The sequence below is a fragment of the Pseudoalteromonas sp. Isolate6 genome, from assembly GCF_022398435.1.
GTDB lineage: Bacteria > Pseudomonadota > Gammaproteobacteria > Enterobacterales > Alteromonadaceae > Pseudoalteromonas > Pseudoalteromonas galatheae.
In genome coordinates this window covers 1-11,127 of sequence record NZ_JAKEVK010000160.1, presented here as the reverse complement: position 1 = coordinate 11,127, position 11,127 = coordinate 1, and the positions used below count along the sequence as shown (strand labels likewise).

The window sequence follows — 11,127 nt, the reverse complement described above, 5'->3', positions numbered from 1 at the left end:
GATATTATAAGTGTAGAACTAGATTATCGTAGTGTGGTTATTTGTTTGTTATTTGAACATGAAATTATTGCGTTAGGAATTAAAAATCGTCGCCTAAATATTTAATCTCAATAGCTTTAATTCTTTTTACCGGAACTTTTTCTAAGAGTGACTCTATACGCTTCGCCATCGCTTGGTTAGCGATGTTGTACCCCATAAATTGCTGCTCAGCATGAAAGGGGCGAGGCAAAAAGTCGACTTCAAGCTGATGGCGGCGGATCATCTCTAATGCCCACACTTTATCGACTAAAACGGCGTCAACTCTATTGTTATTGAGTACGCTAAAAAACTTTTTGCCGTCGTCATGATTTTGCTCATAAAATGAACGTTGGACAATAGCCGCTTTGATTTCTTTTAACCCTTGCACTGCTGCTTCCGGATAGCTGTAATCCTCTGAGATCATGACTCTAGGGGCGGTAAGCTGATAAAAGTCATCAGGGCTACTAAAGCGACCTTTTTTAACCGCAAGAGAAAGCTGCCAAGTGGTGAATGACACGTTAATAATTGGAAAGCCATCAGCCTCATCAACGTGTAAAGTAAAGTCAAACGTGCCATCGGCGACGCCTGCTAAACAACGACGGTAAGGAAGTTCATGAAATGTGACTCGGTAAGGACTGCTAACGAGTGCTGATTTAATAACATCAACCTCAATCCCGCGAACTTGCTTTTGCTCATTTATAAAGCTATAAGGCCACCACCGTTCAAAACAAATGTGTACTGTTCGGCTATCCGTTCTTGCCTTGGCACAAGTACTGAAGAGAGTTAGTAGCAAAATGAAAAAAATGCGCATCGACAAATTTACCCTAAATTGACTACTCTAAGGGTAATAATAGAATTGAAAAAGCGCAACAGAGTGGACGTTGCGCCTTTTCGTTAAAAGCGCGAAGCAGTAAACAAACGGCTTCGTGCTTGAGGTTCACTGCTCTTTGCTGAACAGTAACACCAATTAGTCTTAATACTTGCCCGACTTAAAGGAGTAAATCGGATACTAACTGTGCCAAAACTTTCTCAGTTAGAACAGCTAAATAGTAAGATTTTATTACCTTAAAATAGGCACTTAATTAAGCTAATTGGTATAAACATGAAAAGTCAGTGAACCCTAAAATTGGTAGGTAGCAGAGATACCCATATTGCGAGGGTCTACAATGCCAACATAGCCATATTCGTAGCGACGACTGCTTGGTGAAACCAGAGTGTATGCTTCTTTATCAAAAACATTATTCACAAAGGCTGCAATCAGCCAATTATCGATTTCATAATCGATATTAAAGCGAGACAGCGTGTAATCGCCAGCGATCCGCTCTTTAGTATTGCCAATTTCACCGTAGTACTCATCTACTTTAACTGTGCTAAGGCCAATATGCAGGTCATCAGTGAGCCAATATTTGATTGCTAAATTTGCTGTGAAGCCCGGCGCTGAGCTTAGCTCATTGCCATCAAACGCAGAGAATTTTACGCTGGTATCTTGTATTTCGGTTCTCAATACACCTGCTCCACCTCGAAGCTGAAGATCAGGTGTTAACATCGCAGAAAACTCGAATTCAGCACCGTAGGTGATCACAGTATCCATATTGGAGATGCGATATTGTGGATCATTTGCTTGGTAACCGTCGTAATTGTTATAAAACAAATTCGCACTGATATTCAAATCGTTACTTAATGCAGATCTCAGGCCCAGTTCATACGTGTTAACGGTTTCTGAGTCGTAATAATAATACTCTCCAGTTTCCCATTGTAACGCGCCACCTGCACCATTGTATCCACGCCTAGCGCTAAGAGATGCAGTGGTTTTATCATTTACATTGTATTGTAAAACCAGTTTAGGTAAGCGAATTGTTTTGTCTTGATCGAGTAGGGAATTTAGTACCCCCTGAGCAGTAGTAAAGTGAATATCACGCCATTGTGATTCCTGCTCAATACGTGCTCCGGTGATGATAGTAAAGTCAGGGTTTAGCTTATAGCTTAGTTCACCATATATGGCTTTTGATTTACTATCATCACTGCCAAAATAGTTAGCAAAGCCATCACTATGATAGGTTTGTTCTCTGTCATAATATGCTAAACCAATGAAGCCTGATAAAAGTTCGGCGCTGTAGTTGAGCTTGAACTCGACATTTACATTGTCTTCATTCATCCTCATTACTTGTTCAAATTTTGGGTTAGCTTCATAAGAATCAAAACCGAAATTATAATCCATAGCTGCCATCAAAATTTCGTAATCAACGCTTTGATTTAGTTTGTGATTGATTTTTAAGCTAGTTGTTTTTGAATTGGTGTCCATATAACGCTCCCATGCTGGAATGAAAGCGCGAGGATCCTTTGCGATATAGTTTGTACGGCCTGTATTACCTTTTTCAAAAGCAATTGAATGACTAAGAAGTGCCGTTACTCCCTCAAACTGACTAGGTTGCCACAGTAATTTAAATCTGGCTTTTTCTGTGTTGAGCTCATTTAGGTCAAATTTTGGCGGATTATCTTTGTACTCAATACTATTGTCATAGTCTTCACCGTCAACGCGTTGACCGGTGATACGAAATGCTAGCTCATTATCAATAAGTGGCCCAGATAGCATGATCGACTTATCTATATAACTCTCTTTATTTCTATAAGCAACCCTACCTGCGCCTTCCCAATCAAAAGAAGGATCTTTGGTCTTTATAAACATTGCGCCGCCGATACTGTTTCGGCCGTGGCTAGTAGATTGTGGCCCTCGGAATACCTCTATTTGTTCTACATCCCACATTCCTGTATCGCCGGTTAGATCAGCCATAAATGGTTCGGCCACACCGTCGGTAATGGTTGAAACTCTTGCTTTGGCACCACCAGAAACACCATTGAATCCAGTCGCCGAACCATTACCTGAAACGCCACGTATGTCAGGCTTTGCGCCTGAAAGTACGACTACATTGGCTATTTCAGAAACTGCACTACTTAAACTTAAGTGCGTTAAATCTTTGAGTTGAGACTCATCAATTACAGATACGGAAGAAGCTGTATCTTTTAGACTTCGTGCCGTTTTTTCGCCTAATACAATGATTTTTTCAATAGATTCGATTTCTTTTTCATCATCGGCATAACTAAGAGGAGAGAGTAGTGCGGTTGAGACACAAAGCGCTATAAGAGACTTTTTTGTAGAATATGTATTCACCGAGGTGATCCTTTTTACCAATTATAAGTTATTTTTTTGGGAGACTGTTGTCAGTCTTTTAATATTTTAAATAAAAATGATTATCATATCAATTGTATTTGATGTTGCTGAAAGCTAAACATTCGCTATAATCTTAACCTCGCCTTAATCTTCAATCTTACTGTAAAACGGAGTTTTACCTTGTTAAGCGTGTTTTTTGTCGCTCTTTTGAGCCTTGCAATTACGTTAATTTACTGCACAAACAAGCATCAGCGCTTGTTAAAGCGCTCTTTGTCTACCTCTGTCAGATTTGCCGGCTATATTCTTCTGGCAATTGCATTCATTTTTGCAATACAAATTTTCACTGGTGCAGCGGTTGTGTTTAGTTGGCTCATTGGCGTTATGGTATTGACTGCGCTAATCCCATTCACCATTCTGATTTTATTTAGGAAGTCCCAATGAGCAGATTTTCAAATGCTGACAAAATCCAACCAGACTGGTGGGGGAAGACACTTGCAGGTGTCATACTTGGCTTGGCACTGAGCTTTGGTATCGTTGGTCTTTTCGCTTGGGTAGGGAGCGACGGCTTGATGGAAACGTTAACTCCTGCAAGACAAAGTTGGCGGACTCAGTTCAGTATGTGGATGATTTCTCCTATCTGGTTACTCATTTTGAGTTTTGTTTTTATGTTCAAAAGCTCAAAACAAGCAGTGCTTTGGCTTGGTGGCGCTAACTTGGTTGTTTACGTTATTTTATTTGTTGTAAGAGGGATGGCATGAAGATCCGCGCCGATATATTAAGGATTTATCAGAATGTACATACTTGGACAGGAGTAACGACCGGTCTACTGTTGTTTATTGGCTTCTTTGCTGGTGCTATCACCATGTTTGCGGGTAGTATCGACAAATGGGCTACACCACCTTCCCACCATTTGCCTCAAGTCGACGCCGACAAATACGATGCGTTGATCCATCGTGTGTTTGAGCAACATCCTGAAGCACTAAATGGTATTAATATTAATTTTGAAGCAGGTCACTCTCCAGTAAATTGGTATGAGCAAGGTGGCGCTCGGGGCTTGAGCCTTGATAAAACGCTCTGGCACGGCACATTAAATGAGGCTGGAGAGCTTGAAGCACATACCAGCTATATTAATGAATTGTCATCGTTAGTGGATTATCTTCACCGTAGCGCAGGTATCGCAGGTGAAATTGGACATGATCAGGCTGGGGTCTATGTACTCGGTATTGCCGCAATTTTGTATTTTATTGCGCTTGTTTCGGGTGTTATTTTCTTACTCCCGACGCTTATCAAAAGTTTTTTTGCTTTAAGAGATAAAAAAGGCGCGAGTCGCTTTTGGCTTGATACTCATAATCTAATTGGGATAACTAGCTTACCGTTTCATATTGTTATTGCCATCACAGTCATTGTGTTTGCATTCCACGACATCTTGTATGGTGGGTTAGGTAAGTTGTATGGCGACAAACCACTTTTTCCGAGTCAAGCACCTTCAGCTATTGAGTACAAGGTTGAAAATTTGCCGAGGCTTGAAGTGATTTTGCAAAAAGCGAGAGACTACGCGCCCGGCCACCAAGTCAAAGAAATCACTTTGAGTCGATTAAATGGCACTAGGCCCTCAGCGTCAATTCAATTGTTTAGTGATGAACACTTGATGCGAGGCCCTGAAGCTGATTATTTATTTATGAACCCGTATACATTTGAAGTATCTGCAAGCAGTGTCGCAGATGATGCTCGGGGGATTTGGGGGGCCGTCGTGACTACGTTATTCGGTCTTCACTTTGGGAGCTACGGCGGAGAGCTTGGTCGCTGGGCTTATTTTATAATGGGCATTTTAGGCGCAGTGTTATTTTATACTGGTAATTTATTATGGCTTGAGAAGCGCCGTAAGCAAAAACAGCTAGAGCAGTCAAAATCAACCCGAGTGATGGGCAAATTGACTATTGGCGTGGCAATGGGTTCATTATTAGGTGTAGCCACGGCGTTTGCCGTAACGAAGTGGGCTGCCTTGACCACATTGAATATTAATGTTGTGTATATGTGGGTCTATTATCTATGTTTTGGTTTTACCTTAATTGCGGCGTTCGTTATCGGCATGAGTAAAACGGCAATTTGGTCACAAAGAGCGATTGCCATTTTGTGCTTCTCGTTGCCGCTAACTTCGGTCATCGCTTTTATAATCCCAAGTCTTGGTATTTGGCCTGCAACTGCTTGGTCTTCCATTGCTTTAGAGCTAACCGCTATGATTCTGGGTGCTACTTTCTGGCGAATGGCTAATAAGACAAAACATAGAGCTTACTATGGCGAAACCAATAGCATTTGGTTTATTGGTCAGCAGCAAACTGAACATGAGTTACAAACACAGTCTGTATAAAAACATATAAAAAGGGGCGAGTAGCCCCTTTTTACTTGCAAAGAGTTATCTAATTTTTCAAATCTGTTATCCTACGCCCTTTGCAACTCTCTACGGAAAAATTATGGAACTTACAGCCTGGTTAAGCCTTGCTGCAATTTGTGTTTTTGGTGCGATGTCACCGGGCCCAAGCTTAGCTGTTGTCTTGCGTTATAGCCTATTTCATAGTGCCAAGCATGGTATCGTCGCAAGCCTTGCGCATGGTTTGGGAGTTGGCATTTATGCCAGCCTAGCAATCTTGGGGCTGTCAGGGCTTATTCATCAATTTCCGATTGTATACCAATTTTTGGTTTACGGTGGTGCCGCCTACTTGGCATGGATGGGGATAAAAATCCTAATGAGTAAAAGCCAAGGGTTGGCGGTATCACAGTCTCAAGTGGCAACCTCATATGCCAAAGCTGCGCAGGATGGTTTTGCAATTGCATTTTTGAATCCTAAATTGGCTATTTTCTTCGTTGCGCTCTTTTCGCAGTTTATCGACCCAGAAAAGATGACATTAACAGTAGGTTTTATCATGTGTATTACCGTGCTAACGATAGATGCGCTGTGGTATTTTATTGTCTCAATTTTGAGTGCTTCAGCAAGAGACAAATTCGATTTAACGGCCAAGCGTGCTGTAATTGATAAAATACTGGGCTGTGCCTTTTTATTGCTTGCGCTCAGAGTTGTTTACCAATCCCTGTAGCCATTGTAAGCACTTTTGGATAGGCGCTCTATCTTTGCGCCCATCAGGAATGATCGCATAATATGCATAGGGAGCGGGGATCGCCAGTTCGCGCTTATCAAGCTGAACTAATCGACCACTAGAAACTTCTCTCGTAGCCAGTTTAGGCTCTACTAAACCAATCGCATTCTCGTCTTGTATAAACTGGATCACTTGTGTCATTTCATCGAATGAGATGTGCTCAGCAGTGTTCCATTCAATGTCGGTAAAGTTTTCAAACCAATTTGACCAACTTGGCCACTCTAAAGAACCGACGCGACACTTAACTGAACACAACAAAAATTGAGGAAATGTTTTAGGACTTTCCAACAAGGCTTGATGCTGTTGCCAAAAAGCTTCGCTACAAACAGCGACAAGACTGGTATTCATCAATTTTTTTATTTCAACAGCTCCTTCCAACACACCATCACAAAAGCGTATCGCAATATCAAAGTCGCTCTGTACCAATGGTCTTATTTTATCCGAAATATCGATTTCAATGTCGATATCAGGGTTTGATGATTTAAAACGAGCTAAATTAGGTAACAATAGTTGAGTGGCAAAGCGCGTACTGGCGGTAATGCGTAATGTTTTATTATCTTGGTTGAGCTGCTTGGCTTGCGCTATTGCCGAGTGCATTTGTGTAAGCGACTTAGAAGCTTGTTGGCAAATGAGTCGCCCTTCTTTGGTCACTTCAAGACCTCCACTTTGTCGTGTAAATAACAAAAAACCAAGTCGACTTTCAAGTAGCCTAACTTGGTAGCTCACCGCTGCAGGTGTCAGTCCAAGTTCTTCTGCTACTTTTGAAAAGCTGTTAAGTCGCAAGCTTGCATCCAAGATTTGTAAGAGAGAACCACTCAAGTACTTCATTTAACACCCTGCAAATTAAATTTGTAAGGTTTGCAAAAACTATTCGTTTTTCAAAACCCACTATTTTGGAGAGAATAATACCACACAGAGGTATTTGGACTAGTGAAATGAAAGGTAAGTACTCTACTTTTATCAATGGGAATGTAGCGAAAATAGAAGAGTTGGAAAATCTGGCATTTGCAGGGCATGCACATTTTACTGCAATGCAAATGCGAGAATATGGAGTAAAAGGATTTGAGTTTCATATTGCAAGATTACGACAAGCTTCACAAAAAATATTTTCAATGGAGTTGAAAGAGACGGATGTGGTAGAGCAGCTACAAGCTGCGGTAAAGGAAGCCCCAAAGGATGGCTCAATCTTAATCACGGTATTTAGTTCAGATGGTGAATTTACGCAAAAATCAAAAGATGCGGATCTCAATATTATGATTAAAACAAGTGCTGCACATGATGGTCCAACGGGGTCTATGCGTCTGAAATCTTTTGAATATCAGCGCCCACTAGCCGACACTAAACATGTGGGTGAAATCGCAAAGACTCACTTTATGCGTGAAGCAAACAAAGCCGGGTTTGACGACGCACTTTTCGTTCATGATAATAGAGTATTGGAAGGCAGTATTTGGAATCTTGTTGGCTGGGATGGCGAAGGGTTAGTATGGCCAAAAGGGGCCAAATTGCACGGCACTATGATGCAAATTATAGAAGCAATGGCACATCAAATTGGTATAAAGCAAAGAAGTGCTGATATTTCATTAGGTGAGATAGCTCAGTTAGAGGGAGTTGCACTACTAAACTCTTGGACGCCTTGTGTCCCTGTCACAGCGCTTGATAGAATAAAGCTTAAATCAAATCATGACTTTTATACATTACTACGAAGGTTACACGATAAGGCGCCAGTGACCAGTTTGGCCTAACTAATCTAACCCCTTGCGCTGTATGTAGTTATGAAGAATAAATGCTTTGAGTTTTTCGCTATCGGTTTTATTCATTGCAAAGGATACGGCGAGCTCCAATGGGCTTGTCACCTTTATCGAGTGGACGTTTGCAAACAGTGGAATAGGGTCGGCAAGATATAATTTAGCTATCCGACTGATCACATTAATTTGGATTGCATTTGCTTGGTAGGGAAAAGTATTAATCAGTCCACCGGATTGGGATATGGAGACCATGTTAAACGGCATCATTTGAGGAGACAATCTAAACCTGACCGGCGTTGATGGGCAAGTACGCCAGCTACGTGGCGCACTAGAGTTAGCGGCTTCTACGATATTAGGTGCTTCTAAGTTGTTGTCTAAAATCTCCATCAATGCCGATAGGTCGCTAAGTGGAAACTCGACCTGCTCGTTGGCATTTTTGGCAACGAGACAAAACTGAGAACTATTTGAAATACTCGCAAGTAACTTTTTAATCTCACTGTGCGTTTGCTGTTTTTGATCCCTAGCTTCCGGCAATAGCGAGCCTGCAACGCGATTACCGGCTAGGGTTCGGTTAATGAATTGTAATTCTTCCTTCGTCAATTTCATGATTAAGCACATCCATTGGGTGGTTGATATTTATACAGCAAGGTTTATACCAAATTCCGCTTTCGTTGCTATTGCGGCGTTTCTTTTTTAAGTACGGCTCTGCAATCTGTTCGGCAGTAAACTCGTTGCCGTTTAGACTCTAAATAGGGCAACCTAACGTACCTAAGCGGCAATGAATTGCCCATGAAGCTGTACGAGTTATTAAGAAAACGAAATATTCCCGTGTTCAGTGGCTATTGATATCAATTCATCGGCTGTTGTTGAAAATATTTATTTGGAATAATGCTTGCAAAGGTCTAGCACCGAGATTGTTTTTAGACTTGCCCAATGCCAACGTTTTTAACTGGACATCAAGTATCGCTGATTGAGCCTACTTCACTGAACTTTTCACCTGTAGAGCGAGAGAAACTAGTGATCCCAAGCGCTCATAATCAGCTTACAGCAAATGACAATCACTTTGCTGCTGGTGGGGGACGTGCTCACACCTTTAAACAAAACTTTATGAATGCCATGAGCAATGGCTCGTCTAGCGAAACGTCGCAACATGATAAAAGTGAAGCGTTACTGCAGTTCCAATTTGCGGATCACGAAGTTCTATTCGATCTTACAAGCATTGCGTCTCAAGATGAGGCTGCTTACGAAAAGCTCCGAGGGTTGTTGGCTGATATGATGACAAGGCCTGTAAAGGTTGATATCAGTAGTAAAGATCAAGCGCAGCAATTACTGTTTAAAAATTTAGAGCTAGATTTCTTAGCGTACAAGGAGCTCTCTGAGCGGCTGGAAATGTTAGCAAAGCTTGACCATGAAACTGAAAGTCAAAAAGCATTGGCGCAGCAAGATAGAGATCGCATTCGTGCGGTAATTGCAAGTTTACATGCACGCCTAGAGAAGGGCCAAGAGGCGTTACTTGGCGGAACAACATTAAAAGCGTTGGATGTAAACCGCAAAGATTTTGAGCTTGAATTAGATAGCCTATTTACCAGTGTTGGCTTTGATTCGGATATGCCAGTAACTGGCACGACTTGATTGCCGTGATCATTATTGTTTGCTGGGATTTGCACTTTTTACCAGGTATAAAATGTAGTAGCCCATACCCGAATCTAACCGTTTAAAAAGAACGGGGCTAGACTTTACCTGACACGCGCTTTGTGGAACAAAAGACGGTCGTCAACGTTACTTTTGTTCTACAAAGCGCACGTTCCACTAACTCATGTATGCCCCAAAACGAGCTAGAAAATTTTGCTCAAAGGGCTAACAACACCGTTTGCGCCTTGCTGTAAAACATGGGTATAAATCTGAGTGGTTTTAACGTCTGAATGGCCTAACTGAGCTTGTACTGTTCTAATGTCTGCCCCACTTTGTAACAGGTGTGTAGCAAAAGAGTGGCGAAAAGTGTGGGGCGTTATAGGTTTTGTTATTTGTGCTTTTTTGGCTGCCTCTTTAACCGCTTTACGTACTCCTGTTTGATGAAAATGATGTCGGCGGATCTCCCCCAGTTTCAGGATCTGCACTTAACTTATATGAGGGAAATAGATACTGCCAAGCAATTGACTTATTGGCGCTAGGATATTTTCTTGCTAGTGCGTTTGGCATCCAAACACCTGCATATCGTTCATTCTGGGAATCTAATTTTAAGTATTCATCAGCCTGAGCAATTTGATTTCTTAGCAAAGGTATAAGTTCTGTGGCGAGAGTAACCACCCGATGTTTATTCCCTTTTCCATTCCAGATCCGAATGCACTTGTAGTCAAAGTCAATGTCCTGAACTCGTAGTTGAACAGCTTCCATTACACGTAAGCCGCTACCATACATTAAACCTGAAATTAAATAATATCGTTTACTTAAAAACGACATGAGACGTTTAACCTCCTCGGGGGTCATAACAATTGGCAACTTAGATTGGCGCTTGCTTCTGACAAACGTTAAATTAGGACACAAATCCTGTTTAATTATTTGCTTATACAGAAAAGATAATGCATTTAACGCTGTCGCTTGTGTTTTAGGCGACACATTACGTTTAAGCACAAGGTAGTCGAGATATTCGACAACCTCGTTATCGCCCATTGAAGCTGGGTGACGCTTATCATGAAAATGAATATAGGAAGAAGTCCACTTAAGATATGTATCAACGGTTCTGAGCGAATAGTGCTTAGTCAGCATAAACTCTGCGATGTGGTTTAAAAATGGTGAACGAGTTCTCATTGAGCTAGCCCCAACCCATTGCTGTGTTTATATACAGTGTTGTTGTGTTTCTCCTATAGTCAAGAAAACGACTCACTGGGTCGTTTTTATCCTTTTCATAGTTTCTATGAATGATTAAAAATATATCTGTAGCAACAAGTTAGTTATTGTGATAAAGCTGGTACAATGAGAATAATGACCCATGACTTGGTAGATAAACGACCCATTGGGTCGATATTAAATTGTTAGCATTCAG

9 protein-coding genes and 1 pseudogene are annotated in these 11,127 nt (G+C 41.3%); 5 read left to right on the top strand and 5 right to left on the bottom strand.

Annotation, left to right across the window (positions count from 1 at the left end; genetic code table 11):
- Positions 1 to 79 precede the first annotated feature (79 nt).
- Both L1D50_RS17440 and L1D50_RS17435 read right to left on the bottom strand, forming a co-directional pair.
- Positions 80 to 829 carry a transporter substrate-binding domain-containing protein gene (locus L1D50_RS17440; RefSeq protein WP_138524750.1) on the bottom strand — a complete coding sequence of 250 codons (750 nt, stop codon included), beginning with the start codon at positions 827 to 829 and terminating at the stop codon, positions 80 to 82.
- A 309-nt stretch (positions 830 to 1,138) separates the two neighbouring features.
- On the bottom strand, positions 1,139 to 3,187 hold the full coding sequence (locus L1D50_RS17435) for a TonB-dependent receptor (protein WP_128725752.1): 2,049 nt from the start codon (positions 3,185 to 3,187) through the stop codon (positions 1,139 to 1,141).
- Between the two features lie 437 nt (positions 3,188 to 3,624).
- Here L1D50_RS17435 and L1D50_RS17430 point away from each other — a divergent pair, with 437 nt between their 5' ends.
- From L1D50_RS17430 to L1D50_RS17420, 3 genes are all read left to right on the top strand, one after another.
- On the top strand, positions 3,625 to 3,945 hold the full coding sequence (locus L1D50_RS17430) for a hypothetical protein (RefSeq protein WP_138524748.1): 321 nt from the start codon (positions 3,625 to 3,627) through the stop codon (positions 3,943 to 3,945).
- Complete coding sequence (locus tag L1D50_RS17425) at positions 3,942 to 5,555, top strand: PepSY-associated TM helix domain-containing protein (RefSeq protein WP_138524747.1); 1,614 nt, start codon at positions 3,942 to 3,944, stop codon at positions 5,553 to 5,555. The genes L1D50_RS17430 and L1D50_RS17425 overlap by 4 nt, the downstream gene beginning before the upstream one ends.
- Positions 5,556 to 5,658: 103 nt before the next feature.
- Positions 5,659 to 6,279 carry a LysE family translocator gene (locus tag L1D50_RS17420; RefSeq protein ID WP_138524745.1) on the top strand — a complete coding sequence of 207 codons (621 nt, stop codon included), beginning with the start codon at positions 5,659 to 5,661 and terminating at the stop codon, positions 6,277 to 6,279.
- Here L1D50_RS17420 and L1D50_RS17415 read toward each other — a convergent pair.
- Positions 6,241 to 7,167 (bottom strand): LysR substrate-binding domain-containing protein, encoded by a 927-nt coding sequence (locus L1D50_RS17415; RefSeq protein ID WP_138524744.1) that lies wholly within the window; start codon positions 7,165 to 7,167, stop codon positions 6,241 to 6,243. The two genes, L1D50_RS17420 and L1D50_RS17415, sit on opposite strands and share 39 nt — an antisense overlap.
- A gap of 107 nt (positions 7,168 to 7,274) precedes the next feature.
- Between L1D50_RS17415 and L1D50_RS17410 the strand changes: the two genes are divergently transcribed.
- Positions 7,275 to 8,081, top strand: a complete 807-nt coding sequence (locus L1D50_RS17410) for an aminotransferase class IV (protein ID WP_138524742.1) — start codon at positions 7,275 to 7,277, stop codon at positions 8,079 to 8,081.
- Here the strand turns inward: L1D50_RS17410 and L1D50_RS17405 are convergent, their stop codons facing one another.
- Entirely contained in the window at positions 8,082 to 8,690 is a 609-nt protein-coding gene (locus tag L1D50_RS17405; protein ID WP_138524740.1) for a hypothetical protein, read from the bottom strand.
- Positions 8,691 to 9,017: 327 nt separating this feature from the next.
- Here L1D50_RS17405 and L1D50_RS17400 point away from each other — a divergent pair, with 327 nt between their 5' ends.
- The gene (locus L1D50_RS17400; RefSeq protein ID WP_239966495.1) at positions 9,018 to 9,716 is read left to right on the top strand and encodes a hypothetical protein; all 699 of its coding nucleotides are present in this window, start codon (positions 9,018 to 9,020) and stop codon (positions 9,714 to 9,716) included.
- Positions 9,717 to 9,919: 203 nt separating this feature from the next.
- On the opposite strand, the pseudogene L1D50_RS17395 reads toward L1D50_RS17400, so the two are convergent.
- Positions 9,920 to 10,892, bottom strand: a pseudogene (locus tag L1D50_RS17395) (integron integrase).
- Between the last annotated feature and the right edge of the window lie 235 nt (positions 10,893 to 11,127).

Bases quoted from the DNA above. Each gene is read 5' to 3' on its own strand.
- L1D50_RS17400 (WP_239966495.1), top strand. From the start codon at position 9,018: ATGCCAACGTTTTTAACTGGACATCAAGTATCGCTGATTGAGCCTACT.
- L1D50_RS17415 (WP_138524744.1), bottom strand. From the start codon at position 7,167: ATGAAGTACTTGAGTGGTTCTCTCTTACAAATCTTGGATGCAAGCTTG.
- L1D50_RS17420 (WP_138524745.1), top strand. From the start codon at position 5,659: ATGGAACTTACAGCCTGGTTAAGCCTTGCTGCAATTTGTGTTTTTGGT.
- L1D50_RS17440 (WP_138524750.1), bottom strand. From the start codon at position 829: ATGCGCATTTTTTTCATTTTGCTACTAACTCTCTTCAGTACTTGTGCC.
- L1D50_RS17405 (WP_138524740.1), bottom strand. From the start codon at position 8,690: ATGAAATTGACGAAGGAAGAATTACAATTCATTAACCGAACCCTAGCC.
- L1D50_RS17430 (WP_138524748.1), top strand. From the start codon at position 3,625: ATGAGCAGATTTTCAAATGCTGACAAAATCCAACCAGACTGGTGGGGG.
- L1D50_RS17425 (WP_138524747.1), top strand. From the start codon at position 3,942: ATGAAGATCCGCGCCGATATATTAAGGATTTATCAGAATGTACATACT.
- L1D50_RS17410 (WP_138524742.1), top strand. From the start codon at position 7,275: ATGAAAGGTAAGTACTCTACTTTTATCAATGGGAATGTAGCGAAAATA.